This is a genomic window from Nocardia sp. NPDC024068, from assembly GCF_040638875.1.
GTDB lineage: Bacteria > Actinomycetota > Actinomycetes > Mycobacteriales > Mycobacteriaceae > Nocardia.
Genome location: NZ_JBEZYU010000029.1, coordinates 13,221 through 37,052, shown reverse-complemented (window position 1 = coordinate 37,052; position 23,832 = coordinate 13,221). Strand labels below are relative to the sequence as shown.

24 protein-coding genes are annotated in these 23,832 nt (G+C 68.3%); 14 read left to right on the top strand and 10 right to left on the bottom strand.

From position 1 onward, the window contains the following. Window positions 1-4: 4 nt before the first annotated feature. Window positions 5-205 carry a hypothetical protein gene (locus tag AB0F41_RS20780; RefSeq protein WP_357426158.1) on the bottom strand — a complete coding sequence of 67 codons (201 nt, stop codon included), beginning with the start codon at window positions 203-205 and terminating at the stop codon, window positions 5-7. 54 nt (window positions 206-259) lie between these two features. On the opposite strand from AB0F41_RS20780, the gene pyrH reads away from it, so the two are divergent. From pyrH to AB0F41_RS20765, 3 genes are all read left to right on the top strand, one after another. Then, the gene (gene pyrH / locus AB0F41_RS20775) at window positions 260-988 is read left to right on the top strand and encodes a UMP kinase (protein WP_357426156.1); all 729 of its coding nucleotides are present in this window, start codon (window positions 260-262) and stop codon (window positions 986-988) included. A gap of 51 nt (window positions 989-1,039) precedes the next feature. Next, window positions 1,040-1,597, top strand: coding sequence for a ribosome recycling factor (gene frr / locus AB0F41_RS20770; protein ID WP_357426154.1), 558 nt, complete (start codon window positions 1,040-1,042; stop codon window positions 1,595-1,597). A gap of 259 nt (window positions 1,598-1,856) precedes the next feature. Further along, entirely contained in the window at window positions 1,857-2,897 is a 1,041-nt protein-coding gene (locus tag AB0F41_RS20765; RefSeq protein WP_357426198.1) for a phosphatidate cytidylyltransferase, read from the top strand. Window positions 2,898-2,929: 32 nt separating this feature from the next. Here AB0F41_RS20765 and AB0F41_RS20760 read toward each other — a convergent pair whose 3' ends face one another. Further along, on the bottom strand, window positions 2,930-3,319 hold the full coding sequence (locus AB0F41_RS20760; protein ID WP_357426152.1) for a lipopolysaccharide assembly protein LapA domain-containing protein: 390 nt from the start codon (window positions 3,317-3,319) through the stop codon (window positions 2,930-2,932). A 131-nt stretch (window positions 3,320-3,450) separates the two neighbouring features. Here AB0F41_RS20760 and rlmN point away from each other — a divergent pair, with 131 nt between their 5' ends. From rlmN to lhgO, 3 genes are read left to right on the top strand one after another with little or no spacing between them, the layout of a single operon-like run. Next, the gene (gene rlmN, locus AB0F41_RS20755) at window positions 3,451-4,560 is read left to right on the top strand and encodes a 23S rRNA (adenine(2503)-C(2))-methyltransferase RlmN (protein ID WP_357426150.1); all 1,110 of its coding nucleotides are present in this window, start codon (window positions 3,451-3,453) and stop codon (window positions 4,558-4,560) included. A 38-nt stretch (window positions 4,561-4,598) separates the two neighbouring features. Continuing rightward, on the top strand, window positions 4,599-4,847 hold the full coding sequence (locus AB0F41_RS20750; protein ID WP_357426148.1) for a hypothetical protein: 249 nt from the start codon (window positions 4,599-4,601) through the stop codon (window positions 4,845-4,847). A gap of 38 nt (window positions 4,848-4,885) precedes the next feature. Beyond that, entirely contained in the window at window positions 4,886-6,097 is a 1,212-nt protein-coding gene (lhgO, locus tag AB0F41_RS20745; protein WP_357426146.1) for an L-2-hydroxyglutarate oxidase, read from the top strand. A 140-nt stretch (window positions 6,098-6,237) separates the two neighbouring features. Here the strand turns inward: lhgO and AB0F41_RS20740 are convergent, their stop codons facing one another. Together AB0F41_RS20740 and dxr are read right to left on the bottom strand one after the other, a co-directional pair. After that, complete coding sequence (locus AB0F41_RS20740) at window positions 6,238-7,440, bottom strand: M50 family metallopeptidase (protein WP_357426144.1); 1,203 nt, start codon at window positions 7,438-7,440, stop codon at window positions 6,238-6,240. 125 nt (window positions 7,441-7,565) lie between these two features. Next, entirely contained in the window at window positions 7,566-8,705 is a 1,140-nt protein-coding gene (gene dxr / locus AB0F41_RS20735) for a 1-deoxy-D-xylulose-5-phosphate reductoisomerase (protein WP_357426142.1), read from the bottom strand. Between the two features lie 94 nt (window positions 8,706-8,799). Here dxr and AB0F41_RS20730 point away from each other — a divergent pair, with 94 nt between their 5' ends. From AB0F41_RS20730 to AB0F41_RS20715, 4 genes are all read left to right on the top strand, one after another. Beyond that, entirely contained in the window at window positions 8,800-9,063 is a 264-nt protein-coding gene (locus AB0F41_RS20730) for a DUF2631 domain-containing protein (protein ID WP_357426140.1), read from the top strand. Between the two features lie 169 nt (window positions 9,064-9,232). Then, window positions 9,233-10,390 (top strand): flavodoxin-dependent (E)-4-hydroxy-3-methylbut-2-enyl-diphosphate synthase, encoded by a 1,158-nt coding sequence (gene ispG, locus AB0F41_RS20725; protein ID WP_357426138.1) that lies wholly within the window; start codon window positions 9,233-9,235, stop codon window positions 10,388-10,390. Window positions 10,391-10,514: 124 nt separating this feature from the next. After that, window positions 10,515-11,378, top strand: coding sequence for a GNAT family N-acetyltransferase (locus tag AB0F41_RS20720; protein ID WP_357426136.1), 864 nt, complete (start codon window positions 10,515-10,517; stop codon window positions 11,376-11,378). A gap of 62 nt (window positions 11,379-11,440) precedes the next feature. Continuing rightward, window positions 11,441-13,234 (top strand): penicillin-binding transpeptidase domain-containing protein, encoded by a 1,794-nt coding sequence (locus tag AB0F41_RS20715; protein WP_357426134.1) that lies wholly within the window; start codon window positions 11,441-11,443, stop codon window positions 13,232-13,234. Between the two features lie 12 nt (window positions 13,235-13,246). On the opposite strand, the gene AB0F41_RS20710 is transcribed toward AB0F41_RS20715, so the two are convergent. From AB0F41_RS20710 to AB0F41_RS20685, 6 genes are all read right to left on the bottom strand, one after another. Beyond that, entirely contained in the window at window positions 13,247-13,474 is a 228-nt protein-coding gene (locus AB0F41_RS20710; protein WP_357426132.1) for a hypothetical protein, read from the bottom strand. Between the two features lie 214 nt (window positions 13,475-13,688). Continuing rightward, window positions 13,689-14,162, bottom strand: a complete 474-nt coding sequence (locus AB0F41_RS20705; protein WP_357426196.1) for an FABP family protein — start codon at window positions 14,160-14,162, stop codon at window positions 13,689-13,691. Window positions 14,163-14,251: 89 nt separating this feature from the next. Continuing rightward, the gene (locus AB0F41_RS20700) at window positions 14,252-14,779 is read right to left on the bottom strand and encodes a hypothetical protein (protein ID WP_357426130.1); all 528 of its coding nucleotides are present in this window, start codon (window positions 14,777-14,779) and stop codon (window positions 14,252-14,254) included. 98 nt (window positions 14,780-14,877) lie between these two features. Next, window positions 14,878-16,266 carry an APC family permease gene (locus AB0F41_RS20695; RefSeq protein ID WP_357426128.1) on the bottom strand — a complete coding sequence of 463 codons (1,389 nt, stop codon included), beginning with the start codon at window positions 16,264-16,266 and terminating at the stop codon, window positions 14,878-14,880. Window positions 16,267-16,393: 127 nt separating this feature from the next. Further along, a complete protein-coding gene (locus AB0F41_RS20690) occupies window positions 16,394-17,254 on the bottom strand; it encodes a helix-turn-helix transcriptional regulator (RefSeq protein ID WP_357426126.1) in 861 nt (286 codons plus the stop codon). 150 nt (window positions 17,255-17,404) lie between these two features. Continuing rightward, window positions 17,405-19,048 carry a class I adenylate-forming enzyme family protein gene (locus AB0F41_RS20685; RefSeq protein ID WP_357426124.1) on the bottom strand — a complete coding sequence of 548 codons (1,644 nt, stop codon included), beginning with the start codon at window positions 19,046-19,048 and terminating at the stop codon, window positions 17,405-17,407. 685 nt (window positions 19,049-19,733) lie between these two features. Here AB0F41_RS20685 and AB0F41_RS20680 point away from each other — a divergent pair. The 4 genes from AB0F41_RS20680 to AB0F41_RS20665 all read left to right on the top strand — a co-directional run bounded on the left by AB0F41_RS20680 (window position 19,734) and on the right by AB0F41_RS20665 (window position 23,738). Next, window positions 19,734-20,177, top strand: coding sequence for a DUF4254 domain-containing protein (locus tag AB0F41_RS20680; RefSeq protein WP_357426122.1), 444 nt, complete (start codon window positions 19,734-19,736; stop codon window positions 20,175-20,177). Between the two features lie 264 nt (window positions 20,178-20,441). Further along, window positions 20,442-21,146 (top strand): GntR family transcriptional regulator, encoded by a 705-nt coding sequence (locus AB0F41_RS20675; protein WP_357426194.1) that lies wholly within the window; start codon window positions 20,442-20,444, stop codon window positions 21,144-21,146. 109 nt (window positions 21,147-21,255) lie between these two features. Further along, a complete protein-coding gene (map, locus tag AB0F41_RS20670) occupies window positions 21,256-22,119 on the top strand; it encodes a type I methionyl aminopeptidase (RefSeq protein ID WP_357426120.1) in 864 nt (287 codons plus the stop codon). Beyond that, window positions 22,116-23,738, top strand: coding sequence for a cobyric acid synthase (locus tag AB0F41_RS20665; protein ID WP_357426118.1), 1,623 nt, complete (start codon window positions 22,116-22,118; stop codon window positions 23,736-23,738). The genes map and AB0F41_RS20665 overlap by 4 nt, the downstream gene beginning before the upstream one ends. Window positions 23,739-23,832 lie beyond the last annotated feature (94 nt).

The following is a 23,832-nucleotide window of genomic DNA, read 5'->3' as shown; positions in this document are numbered from 1 at the left end:
CCCGTCACCCCGCGTAAACCCCCGCCGCGACCGCCGCGACGGGGGTTTCGTTCTGCGCGGCCCGCTCCTGGGTCGGCGCGGTGCCCCCGTCCTCGGGGTGCCGGGGGCGGTAGGGCAGGATAGAAGCCGCTTTCTGTTCCCCTCGCCCGTCGCGGCGTACCGCGCGGGCCGCGGAACGGGGTGGCACCGCCGCGGCGGCCACCACGGACGCGACTGCACCACGAAACCGACTACCGATCGCCGAAGGAGACGCCAGCCGATGACGCACCCGGGGACCGACCGCCCAGGATATCGCCGGGTACTGCTGAAGCTCGGTGGTGAGATGTTCGGTGGCGGCATGGTGGGCCTGGATCCGGATGTGGTGCAGACCGTGGCGGAGCAGATCGCGGAGGTCGTCTCGACCGGTGTGCAGGTCGCGGTGGTGATCGGCGGTGGCAACTTCTTCCGCGGCGCCGAACTCGAGGAACGCGGTATGGAACGTGCCCGTTCGGACTACATGGGCATGCTCGGTACCGTGATGAACAGTCTCGCGCTACAGGATTTCCTGCAGAAACAGGGCGTGGACACCCGGGTGCAGACCGCTATCACCATGGGGCAGGTGGCCGAACCGTATCTGCCGCTGCGCGCCAGACGGCATCTGGAGAAGGGGCGGGTCGTGATCTTCGGCGCCGGGATGGGGATGCCCTATTTCTCGACCGATACGACCGCCGCGCAGCGGGCGTTGGAGATCGGTGCCGAGGTGGTGCTGATGGCGAAGGCTGTCGACGGTGTGTTCACCGCCGACCCGCGGCTGGATCCCGACGCCACCATGTACCACGAGGTCACCCACAAGGAAGTGATCGAACGCGATCTGAAGGTCGCCGACGCGACGGCGTTCAGTTTGTGCATGGACAACCAGATGCCGATGCTGGTGTTCAATTTGTTGACCAAGGGCAATATCGCCCGGGCGGTGGCCGGTGAGAAGATCGGCACATTGGTTCGATCCTGATACCGCGGGCCCGCGGGTCATGACGATGACGACGCAGTGGAGGAAACGGTCGTGATTGAAGAAGCGCTCTTCGACGCCGAGGAGAAGATGGAGAAGGCCGTCTCGGTGGCGAAGGACGATCTCGGCAGAATCCGTACCGGGCGCGCGAATCCGGGTATGTTCTCCCGGGTCGTGGTCGACTACTACGGATCGCCGACACCGATCACCCAGATGTCGAGTATCACCGTGCCGGAGCCGCGGATGGTGGTGGTCAAACCCTACGAGCAGGCACAGCTGGGTCCGATCGAAACCGCGATCCGCAACTCCGATCTGGGTGTGAACCCGACCAACAACGGCGATATCCTCCGTATCTCCATCCCGCAGCTCACCGAGGAGCGGCGCCGGGAGCTGGCCAAGCAGGCCAGGCAGAAGGGTGAGGACGCCAAGGTCGCCATCCGCAACGTGCGTCGCAAGGCGATGGAAGAACTGGGCCGGATCCAGAAGGACGGCGAGGCCGGTGAGGACGAGGTCGGGCGGGCCGAGAAGGAGCTCGACAAGACCACCGCGCGCTACGTCGGGCAGGTCGACGAGCTGGTGAAGCACAAAGAAGGCGAGTTGCTCGAGATCTGAGCGGGATCTCGGGTATATCGGCGGTACCGGTGGTGGTACTTTGCGCAAGCGCGCAGGGTCCGGCCGGTACGCGCAGGAGGGTCCGGCGGCACGAGCGGTTGGTGCCGGGCGGAATACGGTGGCCGATTCGTAGGGCACCGGTCGGCGGTTCACGTGACTCGGCGAGGTCGGTGGATGCCGCACAATGAGAACAGCGGACAACGCCCGCTTTCGGGTGGGGAACGAACGGAACGACGACGAGTTGAGCGACGGGACAATCGTGGCCGAGAAAGCTGCCGCGACCGGTGCGGCCCGACCGCAGCCGCCGGCCGAGGGCATATCCGAACCGAACCCGGCACCGACCGGTGTGCCTACGGGCGCCGCATCGGCCGAGGCCCCCGCGGAGACGCAATCGACCGGCGCCCCCGCGGAGACCTCCTCGGGCGGTGCCGCCGCGGAGCATCGATCAGCGGGTGCCCCCACGGAGGGCGGCGGCCGGAGGTCCCGCGCCGGGCGTAATCTTCCCGCGGCACTCGCGGTGGGGCTGACGCTCGGGATCTCGCTGATCGCCATCCTGTTGTTCGTGCCCAAGGTCTTCATCGGTGTCGCCGGTGTCGCCGTCGGGATCGCGACCTGGGAGGTCGCCAAACGGCTGCGGGAAGCCGATGTGCTGGTACCCCGTATCCCGTTGATCGTCGGCGGTCAGGCGGTGTTCTGGCTGGGCTGGCCGTTCGGGGCGGGGGGAGTCGCGGGTTCGTTCGCCGCGACAGCACTGGCCTGTATGGTGTGGCGCCTGTTCGATCACGGCCTGCGAACCGCGCCGCGCAACTTCCTGCGCGATACCGCGATCGCCGTGTTCACTCTGGCCTGGATCCCGCTGCTCGCCTCGTTCGCCGTCCTGCTGCTGCTCGAGGATCCGGACGGCAATCTGCGGGTGCTGACGTTCATGATCCTGGTGGTGTGCTCCGATGTGGGCGGTTACGTCGCCGGTGTGCTGTTCGGCCGTCATCCCATGGTGCCCTCGATCAGCCCGAAGAAGTCCTGGGAGGGCTTCGGCGGATCGCTGGTGTTCGCGATCATCGGCGGCCTGCTCACCGTGACATTGCTGCTCGAAGCCAATTCGATGATCGGTGTCGTGCTCGGTGTCGGCCTGGTGGTGATCGCGACTCTGGGCGACCTCATCGAATCGCAGATCAAACGCGAGCTGGGGATCAAGGATATGGGCACCATGCTGCCCGGCCACGGCGGAATCATGGACCGGCTCGATTCCATGCTGCCGTCGGCCTTCGTGTCCTGGCTGGTGCTCAGCACGCTGATCTGAGCCCGGGTGCCCGGCACGGCCCGGGGGACGGATCAGTCGCGGTGGACCGCCCGCCGCAACTGGATGATCCGCACACCACCCACCAGCGCCATCACCAGGGCCCCGGCGATCACCGAGAGCAGGATCGTCACACCCAGTGGCAGGGAGAAGCTCCAGAACAGCATCTCCACATCGGCGCTTTCGGAGTTCTGGATGATGAAGATCAGCAGCACGATACCGAGCAGCGCCGCGACGATCAGCGCGATCCAGGTGATACCGACCCGGGAACGCCGCAGTTCATACGGTTCGGGTGCCAGACCGGTGGGATCACCCCCGGTAGCGGCGGGGTCGGTGCTCCCGCGGGAGCTCGTTGTGCCCGGCGGCGGCTGATTTTCCTTCGGCAGCGCGCCGGTTTCGGGGGTTCGATCGTCTGAGGTCGCCATATGTCGATGATTGCCGACAGCTATCGTCCGCGCACGGATTTCCGGTCAGCCCGTCGCTGTGGGCGCGGTCGGCGCGGGTTCGGTCGGCTCGGCGTGGATCACATTCCCCGAGATGACACACTGGAAGCACTATGACCGCCCCCCTGCCCCTGGTTTTCGATGCACCGCGCCGCGGTATGCCGCCCCGCCATCTCGCCGACCTCGATTCCGACGGTCGCCGCGCCGCGATGGCGGAGCTGGGTCTGCCCAAATTCCGGGCCGATCAGATCGCCCGCCAGTACTACGGCCGGCTGCAGGCCGATCCGGCGCAGATGACCGATCTGCCCGCGGCGGTCCGCGACACGATCGCCGAGACGCTGTTCCCACCGCTGCTCACGCCACTACGCCAGGTGGTCTGCGATTCCGGGGAAACGCGGAAGACGCTGTGGCGCGCGGGTGACGGAACCCTGCTGGAAAGCGTACTGATGCGCTATCCGGACCGCGCCACCCTGTGCATTTCCAGCCAGGCCGGGTGCGGGATGGCCTGTCCGTTCTGCGCGACCGGGCAGGGCGGCCTGAACCGCAACCTGTCCACCGCCGAGATCGTCGACCAGGTCCGGGCCGCCGCCGCCGACCTGCGCGACGGCGCGGTTTCCGGCGGGCCGGGACGGCTGTCGAACATCGTCTTCATGGGGATGGGGGAGCCGCTGGCCAACTACAAGCGGGTGGTGAACGCGGTCCGCCGCATCACCTCGCCCGCCCCGGACGGTCTCGGCATCTCCCAGCGCAATGTGGTCGTCTCCACGGTCGGCCTGGCCCCCGCGATCCGGAAACTCGCGGACGAGGATCTTTCGGTGACCCTCGCGGTCTCCCTGCACACACCCGACGACGAACTGCGCGACACCCTGGTCCCGGTGAACAGTCGCTGGCCGGTGAGCGAGGTCCTCGAGGCGGCGCGCTACTACGCCGATAAATCCGGGCGCCGGGTATCCATCGAATACGCGCTGATCCGCGATATCAACGATCAGCCGTGGCGGGCGGACATGCTGGGTGCCAAGTTGCACAAGGCGCTGGGGTCGCGGGTGCACGTCAACGTCATCCCCCTCAACCCCACCCCGGGCAGCAAATGGGACGCCAGCCCGAAACCGGTCGAACGGGAATTCGTCCGCCGGGTCGAGGCCCAGGGCGTGCCCTGCACGGTCCGCGATACCCGGGGCCAGGAGATCGCGGCCGCCTGCGGCCAGCTCGCTGCCGAAGGCTGAGCGGAACGAAGCGCCGAGATGGGCGGGGGGCACTCATAGTGGCATCTTGTCAGGTCGGGTTCGGCCGGGTCATCCGGCTGAAGCGGATCCAATACGCGGCCGCGGGTATACCTCGCTACTTGATCACCCGGCTGGATCAGAAGGAAGAGCGAATCGAGGAGATCGAGAAGTATCGGCTGGATTGGTCGGGACGCCGATATCTGGTGCACACCGTGCATCGCCGGGTTCTGTTGCTGGATGATCCGGTTGAGGCGACGATCCCATTCGACGCGCTGGAGCAGCCGTAGTCCGTGGAGCCGGACCGGCCGGGATAGGAGAACGACGGATGGCTGATCGGGTCGTCGCGATCGTCGGGGCGGGGATCGTGGGGCTGGCGATCGCGCGGGAGCTGGCCCACCGCCGCCCCGGGGACCGGATCGTGGTGCTGGAGAAAGAGGACCGGGTCGCCGCGCACCAGACCGGGCACAACTCCGGCGTGGTGCACGCCGGGATCTATTACCAGCCGGGCAGTTTGAAGGCTTCACTGTGTGCGCGGGGACGGTCGCTGCTGCGGGAGTACTGCACCGGGCATGGGCTGCCCTACGACGAATGCGGCAAGCTCGTGGTCGCGGTCGACGAGGATGAGATGCCGCGGCTGGAGGCGCTGGAAGCGCGCGCGGGTGAGAACGCGGTCCCCGGCCTGCGCCGGGTGGACCGGAACGGGATCCGGGAGATCGAACCGTTCGCGGAGGGTATCGCGGCCCTGTACTCACCGCGGACCGCGATCACCGATTTCCGCCGTGTCGCCGAATCCTTCGCGGCGGATCTGGTGAAATCCGGTGGTGAGGTGCGATTGTCGAGTGCGGTCGACGGGATCACCACCGACTCCTCGGGAGTCGATATCGCCTTGGGCGACGAGCATTTGCGGGCCGATCGGATGATCGTCTGCGCGGGGTTGCACTCCGATACCGTGGCAGGTCTGGCCGGCGCCGAACGCGGTCCCCGAATCGTGCCGTTCCGTGGGGAGTACATGAATGTCGTCGCCGCGAAGGCGGAGTTGGTGCGGGGGCTGGTGTATCCGGTACCGGACCCGCGGTATCCGTTCCTGGGCGTGCATTTCACGCGGCGGGTGTCGGGCACGGTGGAGGTGGGCCCCAATGCCGTCCTCGCGTTCGCGCGGGAAGGGTATCGGCGCGGGCAGTTCTCGGCCCGCGACCTCGGGGACACCCTGCGCTGGCCGGGTTTCCGGCGGATGGCCCGGCAGCATTGGCGGACCGGGATCGAGGAGATGTACGGCTCGCTGTCGAAGTCGGCGTATATGCGCCGGGCGCAGCGCTACCTTCCTGCTATCGGCGCCGCGGACGTGGTGCGTGGGGGCAGCGGAGTGCGGGCCCAGGCCCTCGATGCCGACGGAACCCTGGTCGATGATTTCCGGATCGACCGGCTGGGCCCGGTCATCGCGGTCCGCAACGCGCCCTCACCCGCGGCGACCTCGTCGCTCGCCATCGCCGAATACGTGGTCGACGTCCTGGAGGACGAGGACACCCGGGCACTCTGACAAGCGCCCGGGCCCCTGCTCTTTGCCCGCGGTCGGCTCATCCACCGTTCGGGGACGGCGCACTGCTCGTGACGCAACGCGCCTTGTACATCGTGAGGCCGCGCGCTGGGCTCCGTGACGCCGTGCGGATCCGCGGGCGGTTACGGGAACAGGTTGATCGGGTTCATGATGTCGGCGGCGAGAGTGAGCAGCATGTACGCACCGCCTATGACCACCGCGACGTAGGTGAGGGGTAGCAGTTTCAGGTAGTCGACCGGCGCCCCGGGGGCCAGGCCCTTCCAGCCGCGGAAGGTGTTGCGGATCTTCTCGTAGAGCACGACCGCGATATGGCCGCCGTCCAGCGGTAGCAGCGGCAGGATGTTGAACGCGCCGAGGAAGAAGTTCAGGCTGGCCAGGACCAGGATGAACATATTCCAGTAGCCGCGTTCGGCGGTCTCGCCGCCGATCTTGCTGGCGCCGTACACGCTGACCGGGGTCTCCGGGTCGCGTTCGCCGCCGGTGACCGCGTCCCACAGCGCGACCACCTTGGCCGGCATCTGGGCCAGCGATTCGAAGGTCCGGACGAACATCTCCCCGGTGAACGCACCGGCGGCGGGAATCGCCGACAGGACGTTGTACTGGACCGGTTCGTAGAACTCCTGGCCCACCCCGACCACGCCGACCTCCCGGCCGGGCCCGCCCTCGGACGGATACCGCATGGTGCGTTCCGGGACGACCTGGATCTGCAGCGTCTGCCCGTCACGTTCGACGGTGTAGGTGAACGGGCCGTCCTGCTGCTGGGTGAGGGTCTGGAATTCGTTCCAGGTGTCGACTTCCTCGCCGTCGACGGCGGTGACCACGTCGCCGCGCTGCAGGCCGGCCTTCTGCGCCGGGCCGACTCCGGTGCAGGCGCCGACGCTGCCGTCGGGGTTCTGCGGGGCGACACAGCTCATATCGCCGAGCGCGGTCTCCGGCGGCTGGTTCAGGTTCGGCAGTCCCCAGCCGACGGCCAGCACGACGATCAGCAGGAAGCCCAGCAGGAAGTTCATCGCGATACCGCCGGACATCACCACCAGGCGTTTCCAGGTGGCCTGCCGGTACATCGCGCGATCGACTTCCTCGGGTTCGAGTTCGTCGAGCGCGGTCATCCCCGCGATATCGCAGAATCCGCCGAGCGGGAGCCATTTGACGCCGTACTCGGTTTCACCGCGGCGGAACGAGAACATCTTGGGACCGAAGCCGATGAAGTACCGGCGCACCTTCATACCGGTGGCCTGGGCGGTCCACATATGTCCGCATTCGTGCAGTGCGATCGAAATCGTGATGCCGAGGGCGAACAGCACGAACCCCAACACGAACAGCATCTGGTCTACAGCCCTCCTGCGGTGCGCAGATCGAAGATCTCGGCCCGCACGAAGACCCCAGCGGCCGCGAGCACGTAACCACAGTAACCGCCCGCGCGGACTCCCTCGACCATCTGGGACACGGATTACCGGCCGATGAGGGTGCGGGCCCGGTCACGTGCCCATTCGTCGGCGGCCAGGACTTCGGCGAGTTCGGTGGGTTCGGCGCGCCATTGCCCGGCGTCGTGAACTGCTTGTTCCACGGTGCCCACGATCTGTGGGAAGCGGATCCGCCCGTCGAGGAAGGCCGCGACCGCGACCTCGTTGGCGGCGTTGTAGACGGCGGTCACGCAACCGCCCGCCGTACCGGCTTCCCGGGCGAGTTCCACCGCTGGGAACACCGAACTGTCGACAGGCTCGAACGTCCAGGTCGCTGCGGTACCGAAATCGCACGCGGCGGCGGCTGCCGGCACCCGGTCGGGCCAGCCCAGCGCCAGCGCGATGGGCAGTTTCATATCGGGCGGGCTGGCCTGGGCGAGGGTGGATCCGTCGGTGAAGGTGACCATGGAGTGCACGATCGACTGCGGGTGCACGGTGACGTCGATGCGGTCGTAGGGGATCCCGAACAGCAGATGCGTTTCGATGAGTTCGAGCCCCTTGTTCACCAGCGAGGCCGAGTTCAGGGTGTTCATCGGCCCCATGGACCAGGTCGGATGGGTTTTCGCCTCGGCCGGGTTCACGCCGTCCAGCATTTCTGTGGTCCAGCCCCGGAACGGGCCGCCGGACGCGGTGAGGATCAGCCGGTCGACCTCGTCGGCGCGTCCGCCCCGCAGGCACTGCGCCAGCGCCGAATGCTCCGAGTCCACGGGCACGATCTGCCCGGGTTTCGCGGCCCGGGTGACCAGCGAACCACCTGCCACCAGCGACTCCTTGTTCGCCAGCGCCAGCGTCGCGCCCGACTCCAGCGTCGCCAGGGTCGGTTCCAGACCGAGCGAGCCGACCAGCGCGTTGAGTACGACATCGGCCTCGGTGCGGCGGACCAGTTCGGTCACCGCGCCCGGACCGGTGAAGGGCACGCCGAGGGCGGCCCCGGCCGCGGGATCGGCGACGGCGACGTTCGTGGTGCCGGTGGCGGCCATCTGCGCGGCCAGCAGTTCGGTGTTTCCGCCGCCGGCGGCCAGTCCGGCGATCTCGAATCTGTCCGGGTTGGCGGCGATCACCTCGAGCGCCTGGGTGCCGATGGAACCGGTGCTGCCGAGCAGGAGGACTCTGCGGAGATCTGACACCCGTTCATTGTCACCGACCCCGCCCCTAGTGGCTACGACGGGCGGTCGTATGCCAGGATATCGGCAGTATCCGTTCTCTCGAGGAGGAGCGATCGTGGCCGCCACGGATGTCGAACTCACCACCGACAAGGTCATCACCAAGGTGGACCCCGCAGAGGTTCCGTCGGCCGCCTGGGGCTGGAGCGGCGAATCGCACAAGACCTTCCGGGTCGCGGCGGTGGTCGTGATCGTCATCCTGCTCGGCATGCTGATCGGCAATCACTCGGGCAAGGTCGAGGATCTGTACCTGATCGGCTTCGCGGCCGCCCTGGCCGGAACCCTGATCTACGACGTGATCTACCGGCGCAAACCGCGCTGACCTGGAGATTCTCTGATCGCGCCTATGGTCCAAGGCGTCCGGTGGGTTAAGCCACGATGACGTCCCGGTGCCGGTCGCCCGTGTTGCCCATGTCTCGGCGGCGCCCCGCCGCGGCCGGACTAGACTCGGCAGCGACCGGCCGGACCAGTACGAAAGTAGGCAGCCGAAAGTGACCAGCACAATCGGATTGGGGATGCCGACCGCACCGGCCGCGGTGCTCGCACCGCGGCGTAGGACCCGTCAGCTGACGGTGGGCGGTGTCGGTGTCGGCAGTGACCACCCGATCTCGGTGCAGTCGATGACGACGACCAAGACCCACGATGTCAACGCGACATTGCAGCAGATCGCGGAGCTCACCGCATCGGGCTGCGATATCGTCCGGGTGGCGTGCCCGCGGCAGGAAGATGCCGACGCGCTCCCCACGATCGCGAAGAAATCGCAGATCCCGGTGATCGCCGATATCCATTTCCAGCCGCGCTACATCTTCGCCGCGATCGACGCGGGCTGCGCGGCGGTACGGGTGAACCCGGGCAATATCAAGGAATTCGACGGCCGGGTGGCCGAGGTCGCCAAGGCGGCCGGCGCCGCCGGTATCCCGATCCGGATCGGCGTGAACGCCGGGTCCCTGGACAAGCGGATGCTGGCCAAATACGGCAAGGCCACCCCGGAGGCACTGGTCGAGTCGGCGCTGTGGGAGGCGAGCCTGTTCGAGGAGCACGGCTTCGGCGATATCAAGATCTCGGTCAAGCACAACGACCCGGTCGTGATGGTCGAGGCCTACCGGCAGCTCGCCGCGCAGAGCGATTACCCGCTGCATCTGGGTGTCACCGAGGCGGGCCCGGCGTTCCAGGGCACCGTGAAATCCGCGGTGGCGTTCGGCGCGCTGCTCAGCGAGGGCATCGGCGACACCATCCGGGTCTCGCTGTCCGCGCCGCCGGCCGAGGAGGTCAAGGTCGGCGACCAGATTCTGCAGTCGCTCAATCTGCGCCCGCGCAAACTCGAGATCGTGTCCTGTCCGTCCTGCGGTCGTGCGCAGGTCGACGTCTACACCCTCGCCAACGAGGTCACCGCGGGCCTGGACGGCCTGGAGGTCCCGCTGCGGGTGGCGGTCATGGGTTGTGTGGTGAACGGGCCCGGGGAGGCGCGCGAAGCCGATCTCGGTGTCGCCTCCGGCAACGGGAAGGGGCAGATCTTCGTCAAGGGCGAGGTGATCAAAACCGTCCCCGAGGCGCAGATCGTGGAAACGCTCATCGAAGAGGCCATGCGTATTGCCGAGGGTATGGGTGAGGACGCCGGGACCGGGGAGCCGGTCGTCAGCGTCGGCTGACGGTCCGGTTTCGTCCGCCCGTACTGTCCACGGGCGGCGGCGCGCCGCGCCCGGTGCCGCCGGATGGCGTGCGCTTTCCGGATATCCGTTCCACACGGGCGCGGTTCATGGCAGGCTGTTGTAGGTGCGGAGTCTGCTGGAGCCGACCCGGCGCGCGAAAACAGTTCCCGCGCGTCAGCTCGCCAAGCGGGACCTGGCGCAGGTGCTGCGGGTTCTCGACGACGATCCGGTGGCATCCTGTATGGTCGCCGCCCGGCTACAGGAATACGGTCTGGACAACCGGTACGGCCACGGTGAACTGTGGAGCCACGGCGGTCCGGCCGAATCGCTGTGCTTCTCCGGGGTCAATCTCATTCCCCTGCGTGGTGGACGCGATGCCCTGCGCGCCTTCGCCGACCGGGCGATCCGGTGGCCGCGGATGTGTTCCTCCGTGGTGGGCCGCCAGGAGCTCGCGCTGCCGTTGTGGGAGATGCTCGCCGATCACTGGGGTCCGGCACGCGAATTGCGCGCCGCCCAGCCTCTGCTGGCACTCACCGATACCGCGTTGTCGGCGGCCGACTCCGAAGTGCGCCCGGTCCGGCCCGATGAGCTCGACCGGTATCTCGTCGCCGCCATCGCCATGTTCATCGAAGAGGTCGGGGTGGATCCGCGGGCCGGCGACGGCGGCCGGGGATACCGGCGCCGGGTCGCCGGACTGATCGAGGCCGGCCGGGCCTGGGCGCGGTTCGTCGACGGCGAGGTGGCCTACAAGGCCGAGGTCGGTGCGATGTCCGCCCGGACCGGGCAGATCCAGGGGGTCTGGGTACATCCGGAGCACCGGGGTCGGGGCCTGGGAACCGCCGGGACGGCAGCGGTGGCCAACGCGGTGCTCGCCACCGGCCGGACGGCCAGTCTGTACGTCAACGACTACAACGAGATCGCACGTCGGGCCTACCGGGCGGTCGGATTCCGGCAGATCGCGACCTTCACCACCGTGCTGCTCGACTGATCGGAGCAGGATCCGGTGCGCCGCAGGTGATCACCGGTGCTGTGTGATTACCATCGGGGCCGATGACGATCCGTCCGGTAGTCGTACTCGTGCTCGCGGTCGCTGCGCTGGCCTCCGCGGTGACCGCCTGCGGGATGGGCGCCCACGGGCCGATCACGGCCGCGCAGGCGTTCGCCGGGGCATTCGCGGCCCGGGACACCGAGGCCGCCGCCGCGCATACGAACCGGCCCGAAAAGGCTGCCACCGCCCTGACTTCCGTCTGGGAGGAACTGGCCGCCGAGGGCCTGCACGCGCAGACGGGTGCCGCCCGGATCACCGGTGATACCGCCACCGTCGACTACACCTACGAATGGCAGCTGCCCGGCGACCGCGTCTGGACCTACTCCGGACAGCTGCCGCTGGTGCGTACCGGCGGTGCCTGGACCGTGCGCTGGAGCGGGTCGGCCCTCCATCCTCGGCTCGGCGACACCCAGTCCATGGTGCTGTCCGTGCGACCCGCCCCGCGGGCGCGGGTCAACGAGCAGTCGGGCAGTGACGTGCTGGTGCCTGGCACGGTATCCCGGGTGACCTTCGACGCCGCGGACAGCCCTGATCCGCAACGGGTCGCGGACGCGCTGTCGGTGGCGCTGAGCGATATCGACGAACGGCTCACACCGGAGCGGATTCTGGACTCGGCACGCGGCGCGGAGGGCGCGTACACCGTGATCGTGCTGAACGAGACGGAATTCGGCCGGGCCGGGCCGCAGCTCATCGGGCTTCCGGGGGTGCGGGTCACCCAGGAATGGGATATGACGCCCACCGACCGGAAATTCGCCCCCGATCTGATGACCCAGATCCGCCGGACGGTGATCGACGAGGTGGACGGGCGGGCCGGGTGGCAGGTGGTGGCGCGCAACGCGAACGGTGCCGAGACCGGGGTGCTGTACGAGGTGGCGGCCCGGCCCGCGCCGTCGTTCGCGCTGAGTGTGGACCGCCGGGTGCAGAACGCGGCCCAGCGGGCGGTCGACGGCCGCCGCGAGCAGACCATGATGGTGGTGATCCAACCCTCGACCGGCGGCATCCTGGCGGTCGCGCAGAACACGGCCGCCGACCGCGACGGTCCGGTCGCCACCATCGGCCAGTACCCGCCGGGGTCGGTATTCAAAACGGTCACCGCCGCGGCGGCGATATCCGAGGGCGTGGCGACCCCCGAGACCGTGCTGGCGTGCCCGAGCGCGATCACCATCGGGGAGCGAATGATTCCGAACTACAACGGGTTCACGGTCGGCGACGTTCCGATGACCACCGCTTACGCTCGGTCCTGCAATACCTCGTTCGCGAAATTGGCCAGCCGGTTGCCCGGTGACGCGTTATCCGGCCAGGCGGCGGAATTCGGAATCGGACCGGAGTACACGATCCCCGGGCTGCCCACATTTTCCGGTTCGGTCCCCGCCGCCGAGGATCGGACGCAGCGCACCGAAGACGGAATAGGCCAGGGCCGGGTTGTCACCAGTCCCTTCGGCATGGCCTTGATGGCCGCGACGATCGCGCACGGCAGCGCACCCACCCCGTTCTTGATCGCCGGCCGGCCCACCGTGGTCGACGGACAGCGCCCCGCGCCCGATCCGGAGGTGGTGCGGGGGCTGCGGACCATGATGCGAGAGGTGGTGCTCGCCGGCACCGCGAACCGCATAGCCGATCAGGGCGAGGTGTTCGGGAAGACCGGAGAGGCCGAGGTGGACGGCGGCTCCCATTCCTGGTTCGTCGGGTACCGCGGCGACCTGGCGTTCGCAACATTGCTGGTCAAGGGCGGAAGCTCGGATAACGCGGTGGCCGTGACCCGGGATATGCTGGCCGCTCTCGCCGCGGGCGGCTGAGCGGGCGGCGGGTCAGGGCCCGATGCCGGTGGCTGCCGACGCGGTCGCGAAACGATGGCCGATATACGGGAAGCCGGTATCGGTGGTCACCGCATCGCTGACCCGGGCCGGCGCGACGACCGAAACTGTCCGGTCCGCGACCGGGGCGGACGAGGCGGTATCTGTTCCGAGGATTTCGACCACCCCGGTACCGCCGAGAATCATCCCGGCGGTGATGAGAGCAACGGTGGAACGCTTCATTTCCGGCTCCCTCCGAATCAGAGGTTCGACAGCTGAAGAGCTCGGGCGGCTCCTGCGCGACCGGGCTCTACGGAAGAGTTGTCTGATGATTTGCTGCTCAGGTCAACCTAAGCCGGGGGCGTGTGCCGAGACAAGATGGAAAGCTGAGGAAAATCGATGACGAGCAAATCGTGACCCGCCCCCTGATATCCGTGATTCTTTCGTTATCCGTCGTTCAGGTCTTCTGCAAACTCGCGGTGAGGTGATGCTGTAGCGGCAGGCCCACCGCACCCATCTGCAGGGTGTAGTCGATGGTTCGCCCGTGCATATGGATGGTGCGGCTGAGGGCGGTCACCGACTTCGCGGTACTGCTCAGCCCGACGGCGGTCGACTCGAGTTCGAGTCGTACCTCCTCGTCGCCCAGGGTCAGTTTGCCCTCGCAGATCTCGGTGATGCCGGTGGGATGGGAGAGGATCAGTTCCACCCGGTCGGGCCCGGGACAGCGCAGGTAGCCGGTCTCCACATGCAGCGGGCGGTTGTCGTCGGCATGCCGGGTGTGCTGCCGGTAGGTCAGGAAAGGCCGGCCTATATGCCCGACCACGATCTCCTCGAGGTAGCCGAACGGCTCGATCGTCGGATAATCGCCCTGCCCCGCGCCGCGCCAGGTGCCCAGCAGGCCGCTCAGCGGAGCGATCGCGGGGTGCACCATGGCGGGATTCTGCTCTTCGGCCACGGCGCACAAGAGTAGACCCTCGGTGCGTGATCCGGTATATCCGGACGCTCGTCCGCGCGGCGCGCCTACTTGTTCTTGCGGCGCCCGAAGGGCCAGAACGAGCGGCTGCGCCGGCGGGGCAGCGCCGCGTAGACCATCGTCATCTCGGCGAAGACGCCCGCTTCGCGTTCCCGGTCGGCGCCGAAATCGTCACGACCCAGGATCTGGGTGATCGACCCGGGGGCGATCGTTGCGAGGGCGTCGAGCAGGGCCGGGTTGAGCGCGCTGATCGAGATCCTGGTGGTATCGGGGTCCTCGGCGACGGTTCCGCCGTGGCCCAGCAGCATATGACCGATCGCGTGCAGCACGATGTGATCGGCGTTGCGGCCGGACGCCGACGCGTCGAAGACGACGATATCGTCGTGTTTGCGGGCGATCCACAGACCGTTGCCGTTACAACCCAGGTCGGCCAGTGCCGACCGGTGCGCCGGCTGGAGTGAGATCGGCCGCTTACGGTGTGCGGCCACCTCGGCGAGGTAGGCGTTGAGGTCCCACGGGCTGGGCAGGGGCACCGACCCAGCAGCATCGCCGAACCTGGCGTCCATGCTTGTCATCGGCGCATACGTTACCGATCGCACGGGCGCTCGTCACTTCCACGAATTCCGGCCCGCCGCCGGACAAACCGGCGGCGGGCCGGAATTGCGGGGTGCGGCTAGAGATCGCTCCCCGGGCCCAGGGGCCTGACGTTGTGCGGTTTGTTCCAGAACGCGGTGAAAGCCCACAGCACCACACCGACCGCCAGCAGCACGCCGGCGATGGCGTACTGCTGCGGGTTGCGATCGGTGAACGGCGTGGCCAGGTACGCACAGCACAGCGCGCCGATCACCGGCAGCGCGGTCGGCGTGCGGAAATGGTGGTGCGGGACCTCGTCGCGCCGCAGCACCAGCACCGCGATGTTGACGATGGTGAACACCACCAGCAACAGCAGCGCGGTGGTGCCGCCGAGTTCGGGAACCTCGTCGACGACCAGCAGCAACCCCAACGCCAGCACGGTGGTGAACAGGATCGCCACATGCGGTGTGCGGCGGGCGGCATTCACCCGGCCCAGCGCGCGGGGCACCACCTTCTGCCTGGCCATGCCGTACAGCAGACGGCTGGCCATGAGCATATTGATCAGCGCCGAGTTGGCGACCGCGAACATGGTGATGAACGCGAAGACCTGGGTGGGGAACCCGGGTGCGCCGATCTCCACCACCTGCAGCAGCGGGGTATCGCCCTCGGCGAGCTTCTCCGGGGGAACCAGCGCCACCGCGGTGATCGAGACCACCACGTAGATGGCGCCGGTGACCAGCAGGCCGGTGAGCAGGATCTTGGGGAAGATCCGGCTCGGTTCCTTGGTCTCCTCGGCCATGTTCACCGAATCCTCGAATCCGACCATGGCGTAGAAGGCCAGCGTGGTCGCCGCGATGACCCCGCCGAACGCCGACCGGTCGCCGGTGTCGAATTCGACGATCCGGCCGAAATCCCCGTTGCCGAAGCCGAGCGCCCACAGCCCGATACAGATCACGATCAGCAGCCCGGACAGTTCCACACAGGTGAGCAGGACATTCGCCTTGACGCTCTCGCCGACACCGCGCAGATTGATCGCGGCCACCGCCGCCATGAACGCGAGCGCGATGAGGGTGAGAACCAGCCCGTCGCCCACACCGTCGAATTCGAAGGCCTCGGCGAAGTTCGACGCGAACGCCTTGGCCGCGGTGGCGGCGGAGGTGATGCCGGAACTCATCACCGCGAAGGTCACCATGAAGGTCAGGAAATGGATTCCGAAGGCCTTGTGGGTATAGAGCGCGGCCCCGGCGGCCTGCGGGTACTTGGTAACCAGCTCCAGATAGCTGAAACCGGTGATCAGGGCTACGCCGAAAGCGACAAGGAACGGCACCCACACCGCGCCGCCGACCTCCCCGGCGACCCGGCCGGTGAGCGCGTAGATGCCGGTGCCGAGGATATCCCCGACGATGAACAGCAGGAGCAGCCAGGGACCGATGACCCGTTTCAGTTCGGGTTGCTGCTCCGGGTCGGTCCGGGCGCCGACTTCTGCCAAGGGAACCCCCTCCTTCCGCGATGGCCGGTACGAGCCGTGATCGAACAGGTTCGCTCTTTATACCCATTCGGCCCGGCGGGAACTCCTGTCCCGCCGGGCCGATGTGTGGTGGCGCCGGATCCGCGCGTCAGCACATCGATTCGGCGGCCGCGGCGATCACCTCCGCGGAATCCCGCGGACTCAGCGCCATCGCGCGCAGCTGATCGAACATCACCCCGAAGCGCCGGATCTCCGAATGCCCTTCCACCAGCGCGTCGCCGGAGATTCCCTCGACATATACCAGTTCCGGATCGGTGGGGTCGGGGAAGTCGAGAATCGTGAAGGACCCGGCCATACCGGGATGCGCGCCGGCGTCGAACGGCAGGATCTGCAGGATCACGTTCTTACGTTTGGTGGCTTCACCCAGCTGCCGTAGCTGACCGCTCATGACCTCCGGGCCGCCGACGACGCGCCGGATGGCGGCCTCGTCGAGCACCACCCACAGTTCCAGCGGTTCGTCTTTGGCCAGCACCGCCGCGCGGTCCATCCGGGCGCGCGCCCGGCGTTCCAGGTCGGAGGCCTCCAGTTTCGGCATACAGGTGTCGATCACCGCCATCGCGTACTGCTCGGTCTGGAGCAGGCCGGGAATGAACGAGGTCTGATAGTGGCGCGCCGACAGCGCCACCGATTCGAAGTTGATATAGGCGGCGTAGACCTCGGAGAGGCTGGCCTCGTAGGGTCGCGACATTCCGGGCTTCTGGGCGTCGGAGAGCAGCTCGAGCGCCTCTTGGCGGCGGGTCGCCTCCACGCCGTAGAGGTCCAGCATCGTCATCAGGGTGCGGCGCTGTGGGCGGGCCTGCGCCGTCTCGATCCGGTACAGGGTGGTGACATTGATCCCGGTGCGGCCGCTGACCTCCTCCTTGCTCAGCTCGGCGTCCTCCCGCATTTCCAGCAGCAGCACCGAGAGCCGGCGCAAACCAGCGGTGAGGACGGTGCGTTTGCCTGCCATGTCATCCCTTTCGCCGGCGTGTTGCGCGGATCGCGGCGCCCGCGGCGCCCGCCGTCCGTGAGCCTGTCGAGCAACAATAACGAGGGGACCGCACCGTCGGCGAGGGAGTGTCACGCGGGTGGGCGGTGCCCGGCCGGGGTTCGGTGTTTCTCAGGGCGTGATCTCGCGGCGCAGCACCTTGCCGGTCGCATTGCGCGGTAGTGGCTCCCTGGTGAGGGTCCACCGCTCCGGGACCTTGAAATAGGCGAGCCGCTGCGCGGTGAACGCCCGGAGTTCCTCGGCGTCGACGGCGCCGTCGGTCACCACCACCGCGGCGACCCGCTGACCGAGGTCGTCGTCGGGTACGCCGAGTACCGCCGACTCCCGTACGGCCGGATGTTCGTCCAGGACGTTCTCGATCTCGGTCGGATACACGTTCTCTCCACCCCGCAGGATGAGATCGCTACGGCGCCCGGCCATTCGCAGGCGGCCGTCCCGCAGAGTGCCGAAATCCCCGGTCCGCAACCAGCGTTCGGCGTCGAGGACGGCGGCGGTGGCCGCATCGTCGCGCCAGTAGCCGAGCATGACGTACGGGCTGCGCACCCAGATCTCGCCCTCGGTGCCGTCGGGCACCGGCCGCCCGTCCGGATCGCGGATCTCCACCGCCACACCGAGGATCGGGTGGCCGACCGTTTCGGGATCGGCGGCCAGTTCGGCCGGTGTCGCCACGGTGGCCGCCGTACCGCTCTCGGTGAGGCCGTAGCTGGTGGTCAGCGCGATGCCGGTACCCGGCAGCCGGGCCCGCAGCCGCTCCTGGAACGCGGGGGAGGACGGGGCGGCGTTGAGGGAGAGCGAGACGAGCGCCGACAGATCATGGCCGGACGGGTCGGTGTCCAGCAGCCGGGCTGCCAGTGTCGGTACCGCGCCCCAATTGGTGACACCTTCGCGCGCCATCAATCCCAGTACCCGCTCGGGGTCGAACGCGCCGGTGTGCATGATCACGGCGGCGCCGGAGGCGAGCCGGGGCACGACCAGATTGTGCAGGCTGGCGATATGGAACAGCGGTGAGGTGAGCAGGAATCGTTTTCCGCTGGGCTCGCCGGGCGCGGCACCCGCGGCGAGTGCGCCCAGTGCGTCGGTGCACCGGTGGTAATCGGTGATGGAGAGCAGATTCCGGTGGGTGTGCACCACTCCTTTGGGCCGGCCGGTGGTACCGCTGGTGTAGAGGATTACGGCCGGATCGTCCTCCGCGACCGGCACGATCGGGGCCCGGCCGCGGTGCGCCTCGATCAGCCGGGGCAGGTCCTCCTCCACGGTGAGCACCGGTACGGAGATTCCGGCGTCCGCCGCGAGCCCGGCGCGCCGGGAGTCGGCGACCAGTACCGCGGGCTCGGTGTGCTCTAGCCCGTAGGCGATTTCCGGTGCGGCCCACCAGGCGTTGTAGGCGACGGCGACTGCGCCGAGGCACTGTGCCGCCCAGAAGGTGATCACCCACTCCGGGGTATTGGCGGCGAGGATGCCGATCCGGTCGCCTCGTCCGATTCCGTACCGGCCGGCGAGCGCCAGCGCGAGCGACTGCGCGGCGGACGCATGCTCGGTGAAGGAGAGGCGCTGCCGCTCGGTGACCAGATAGTCGCGGTCGCCCCAGCTCTCCGAGGCGTCGAGAAGTTCGCGCAGCGAACGGCGCCGGTGGCGGAAAACCGGGATCGGGGATCCCAGCACCTCTTCGGCCGACATCTCGAACGGCCCGCCCGGGCCGGTGAGCTCGGCGGCCCGTTTCGCGGCGGCTGCCAGGGGGTCGGCATCAGTGCTCATGAGTCCACATCCTTGTCGGCTTTCCTGCACAGAATCCATACCCCATGACAGCGGGCGGACCGTATCCGGATGTCGTGCCTGCCGCATGCACGGGCACGCGGGCCGTTCCGGAAACGACCGGGATACAGGGCATCCGAAACGATGAGCAAACTTCAGGCTACCGATGCTGGGGCATCACCGGCGGCGCCGAATGCTGTCCGTTCTGCCGGGTGTCCGGCGCGAAACGGGTTCGGGCCGCGCCTGGTTCGGCTCCGCGCATCGCGAAGGGCAGGTGCCGGGGTGGATGTCCCGGTGGACCATAGGGTTCGGTATGGTTCCGCCGGGTGCGGCGCGGGTTGGTCTCGGCCCGGTTTCGATGTGGTCGCGTAACGCGTTGTCGCGCGCGGTTCGCTGGTGGTAGCGGGTAACGTTCGGCGCGGCGCGGATTCGGACCGCGTGCGGGAACGAGCATGGCGGGTACGCGTTTTCGACGGGACCGCGCTCCGGTTCCGTGAGAAGGGTCGTTAGGCTTGCGCACGACGCTGTTCGCAACATTGCGTACCGAAGTCTTGTGTTCTTGCATCTGTAAGAGCATGATCCAGCTAGCCTTGTTGTGAACAACGATCCGATGTCCGGGAAAACCGAATCGAGAGCCGATCATGTTGGTGCAGAGTGTGATGGTGCCGGGTGAGTTCGAGGGGTGCCGATGAGTGCGCCCACTCTGGGAAGCCTGCCGACCGCGCCGCAACTGCTGTGCGCATTCCAGGGGCGACGGTTCCAGGAGCGTGTACTACTGCGTTTCGCGCACGCGCTGGTCGAACTCCACAAGCGCCGCGCGCAGGTTCGGGATATGGCCGAGATCGCCGAAATAGACAGTCGCAGACGCGAACTCGTGGACGATATCAACGCCTGGATCACCCGGAAGATGCCGCAGCACCGTCACGGTGCGTCGCTGCACACCGAGAGCCTGGGCGCGGTCATCGATCGGATGGCGAACAGCTGGGTCGCGGCCAATCAGGCCATAGAGGACGACGGGGCGCGCAGTGACCGCACGCATCGGCACTGGTATCACCTGGCCGAACTCGTCGACGGTTACACCGATTTGATCGCCGAGGTGGCAGGCGGTCGGCGCCGGCTACCGGTGCAGTAAGGGTTCGTGGACCGGCGGAGTGTCCAGTCCACTGGACGCGGACTTTCCGGCACCCACCGGGAGCGACCACAGAATGTCGAATGGACCGGACCATAGCGCGACCCGGTGGCGAATGCCTGGTTAACGATATGGTGCGGGCCAATGGGAGGTAGTTCTGCCATGGGGCAGCGGGATGGCAGCGCAAGTACGGTGTCGACGCGCGACGACTACGGCGCAGCGGCGGCTGTAATGGCCGGAACCCCGGCGATGGCGGCAACTCCGGCGATGGCCGGGGCTCAGACGCTGTCGAAGGTCTATCGGGTGCGCGCCGAAATCGATACCATGCTCGGCGAGCTACGGCCCGGCGACCGGGTTCCCGCGGAGCGGGAACTGGCCGGACGTTTCGGGGTTGCCCGCGAAACGGTCCGGCACGCTCTCCGGGATCTGGCGGTGGAGGGCCGGATCCGCAGACAGGGTCGCGGCACCGTACTGGCCCGGCCGAAGGTGGTACGCCCGCTGGCGCCCGAACCCACCGGAGAAGAAGGCGCGGGGGTGGTGCGCAGTCTGCTGTCCTGGGTGGACGGCCTGGCCGACGTGGAGGTCGCCCGCGATCTCGACCTGCCGCCGCAGACCCCGATCATGACGCTGGAACGGTTGATGCACGCCGACGGGGAGCCGATCGCGCTGGAGCGCACCGATCTGTCCCTGGACCGTTTCGGCTGGCTGCGCGCGGGTTTCGACCCGGCCGGTTCACTGTCGGCGACCATCGGCGGGTCCGGTGTCGAGTACGGCGGCTCCACCGAGCGGATCGAGACCGTACTGGCCGCGCCCCGTGAAGCAAGCCTCCTGTGTTGCCGGCCGTCGGTGCCGCTGTTCCGGGTGGTCCGCCGGGGTATCGATACCGAGGGCCGTCCGATCGAACGCGTCGCCGCGCTCTATCGCGGCGACCGCGTGGCCTTCGAGGTGAGCACCGCCGGCCGTCGCCGCTGAGCGAAGGCCCGCCCGGGCCGCCGCGACCCGGGGCCACGGCCCGGCGGCGCGGGCCGCGGACGGGTACGTTCCCGGCGACCCTCCGGGCCGCGCCGACTACTCTGGACGCATGTCCGTGCGTACCCGCCAGCCGCTGCTCCCCGGAACTCCCACCCCGATCCGCGAGGTCCCCCGCGCGATCGAACGGCCGGAGTACGTCTGGAAGAAGACGGCCGCGGAGGGTTCCGAGCCCTGGGTGCAGACCCCCGAGACCATCGAGAAGATGCGGATCGCCGGGAAGATCGCCGCCCAGGCGCTGGCCGAGGCCGGTAAGGCGGTGGCGCCCGGCGTGAGCACCGACGAACTGGACCGGATCGCCCACGAGTACATGTGCGACCACGGCGCCTACCCCTCGACGCTCGGCTACAAGGGGTTCCCGAAATCGTGCTGCACCTCGCTCAACGAGGTGATCTGCCACGGCATCCCGGACAGCACCGTGATCGAGGACGGTGACATCGTCAATATCGATGTCACCGCCTATATCAACGGGGTGCACGGCGATACCAACGCCACCTTCCTCGCCGGTGAGGTCGACGAGGAGGTGCGGCTGCTGGTGGAACGCACGCGTGAGGCGACCACCCGGGCCATCAAGGCCGTTCGTCCCGGGCGCGCCCTCAACGTGATCGGCCGGGTGATCGAGTCCTACGCCAACCGCTTCGGTTACGGGGTGGTCCGCGATTTCACCGGCCACGGGGTCGGCCCGACCTTCCACAGCGGTCTGGTGATCCTGCACTACGACCAGCCCGCGGTGGACTCGGTCATCGAACCGGGGATGACCTTCACCATCGAACCGATGATCAACCTGGGCGGGATCGACTACGAGATCTGGGACGACGGCTGGACCGTCGTCACCAAGGATCGCAAATGGACCGCCCAATTCGAGCACACGCTGGTGGTCACCGATACCGGGGCCGAAATCCTGACGCTGCCGTGACCCGGCCCGGCGGCGCGCTGCTGGTCGCCGGAACGACCTCCGACGCGGGCAAGAGCGTCGTGGTCGCCGGAATCTGCCGGATGCTGGCGCGCCGGGGAGTGCGGGTGGCGCCGTTCAAGGCGCAGAACATGTCGAACAACTCGGTCGTCACACTGGACGGCGGGGAGATCGGCCGGGCCCAGGCGCTCCAGGCGCAGGCCTGCGGGCTGGAGCCGAGCGTCCGGTTCAACCCCATCCTGCTGAAACCGGGTAGTGACCGCCGCTCGCAGCTGGTGGTCCGCGGCCGAGTCGTGGACACCGTCGGGGCCGCCGACTATTTCACGCACCGCACCCGGTTGCGCGATGTGGTGGCCGCCGATCTGGCCGCGCTGCGTGCCGAGTTCGATGTGGTGATCTGCGAGGGTGCCGGTTCCCCCGCCGAGATCAACCTGCGCGCCACGGATCTGGCGAATATGGGTCTGGCGCGGGCCGCGGATCTGCCGGTGCTGGTGGTCGGGGATATCGACCGCGGTGGGGTGCTGGCCCATCTGTTCGGGACTCTCGCGGTCCTCGAGCCCGAGGATCAGCGGCTGATCGCCGGGTTCGTGGTCAACAAATTCCGGGGCGATGTCGAACTGCTGCGCCCCGGACTGGATCGGCTGGCCGCGCTGACCGGACGCCCCACCCTCGGCGTCCTTCCCTTCAGTGACGATCTGTGGCTCGACGCCGAGGACTCGCTGAGCACCGTGGCCGGAGCCCAGGTCGGCCGCCCCGCCGCGCCGGTCGGCGGCGAATGGCTCTCCGTTGCCGCCGTCCGGCTGCCGCGGATCTCCAATTCGACCGATGTGGAGGCACTCGCCTGCGAACCGGGCGTGGCGGTGCGCTGGGTGAGCGATCCGTCCGGACTGGCGGATGCCGATCTGGTGGTGCTGCCTGGCAGTAAGGCCACCGTCGAGGATCTGAGCTGGCTGCGGCGCACCGGTTTGGCCGACGCGCTGCTGCGGCGGGCGGCCGAGGGCCGGCCGATCCTCGGGATCTGTGGCGGCTACCAGATGCTGGGCCGCCGGATCGTGGACCCGGTGGAATCCGGGGCAGGGGAGGTCGCCGGGCTGGGTCTGCTGGACCTGGATATCGAATTCCACCCGCGCAAGACTCTGTGCCGCAGCACTGCCGCCGGCGCCCCCGGCGGTGGTGGCACCGCGGATATCGCGGCGGCCGGATATGAAATCCATCACGGCCTGGTGCGGCGTACCGCCGAACCGGCCTGGCTCCGGATCACCGATCGCGTCGCACCGGAGTCCGGTGCGGCGGAACCGCGCCAGTCCGCCGCGGACGGATCGAGCGACGAGGGCAGCGTGCGCGACGGTATCTGGGGCACCCACCTGCACGGACTCCTGGAATCCGATGAATTCCGCCGGGCCTGGCTCACCGATGTCGCCCACCGGGCGGGGCGCACCGGATTCACCGTCGCACCCGGTACTCGGGTGGCAGCGGTCCGCGCCGCCCAGCTCGATCTGCTCGCCGACCTCGTCACCGCGCATATCGATGTGGCCGGGCTGGAGCGGCTGCTGAACGAGGGCGCCCCGGCCGGTCTGCCGGTCGTGACCTCCACGGTGACCGCGCTGTCCGGGGCGTACTGAGCGGTCGCGGCGGGGGCGGTACCGGGCCGAGACCGCATGGGTCACGATCGCCGGGCGGTTTGCCGGCGGCCGCCCCACACCGCGGGTCGGCGGT

Bases quoted from the DNA above. Each gene is read 5' to 3' on its own strand.
- pyrH (WP_357426156.1), top strand. From the start codon at position 260: ATGACGCACCCGGGGACCGACCGCCCAGGATATCGCCGGGTACTGCTG.
- AB0F41_RS20760 (WP_357426152.1), bottom strand. From the start codon at position 3,319: ATGGCGACCTCAGACGATCGAACCCCCGAAACCGGCGCGCTGCCGAAG.
- rlmN (WP_357426150.1), top strand. From the start codon at position 3,451: ATGACCGCCCCCCTGCCCCTGGTTTTCGATGCACCGCGCCGCGGTATG.
- lhgO (WP_357426146.1), top strand. From the start codon at position 4,886: ATGGCTGATCGGGTCGTCGCGATCGTCGGGGCGGGGATCGTGGGGCTG.
- AB0F41_RS20740 (WP_357426144.1), bottom strand. From the start codon at position 7,440: ATGCTGTTCGTGTTGGGGTTCGTGCTGTTCGCCCTCGGCATCACGATT.
- AB0F41_RS20715 (WP_357426134.1), top strand. From the start codon at position 11,441: ATGACGATCCGTCCGGTAGTCGTACTCGTGCTCGCGGTCGCTGCGCTG.
- AB0F41_RS20710 (WP_357426132.1), bottom strand. From the start codon at position 13,474: ATGAAGCGTTCCACCGTTGCTCTCATCACCGCCGGGATGATTCTCGGC.
- AB0F41_RS20705 (WP_357426196.1), bottom strand. From the start codon at position 14,162: ATGGTGCACCCCGCGATCGCTCCGCTGAGCGGCCTGCTGGGCACCTGG.
- AB0F41_RS20700 (WP_357426130.1), bottom strand. From the start codon at position 14,779: ATGACAAGCATGGACGCCAGGTTCGGCGATGCTGCTGGGTCGGTGCCC.
- AB0F41_RS20690 (WP_357426126.1), bottom strand. From the start codon at position 17,254: ATGGCAGGCAAACGCACCGTCCTCACCGCTGGTTTGCGCCGGCTCTCG.
- AB0F41_RS20685 (WP_357426124.1), bottom strand. From the start codon at position 19,048: ATGAGCACTGATGCCGACCCCCTGGCAGCCGCCGCGAAACGGGCCGCC.
- AB0F41_RS20680 (WP_357426122.1), top strand. From the start codon at position 19,734: ATGAGTGCGCCCACTCTGGGAAGCCTGCCGACCGCGCCGCAACTGCTG.
- AB0F41_RS20675 (WP_357426194.1), top strand. From the start codon at position 20,442: ATGGCCGGGGCTCAGACGCTGTCGAAGGTCTATCGGGTGCGCGCCGAA.
- map (WP_357426120.1), top strand. From the start codon at position 21,256: ATGTCCGTGCGTACCCGCCAGCCGCTGCTCCCCGGAACTCCCACCCCG.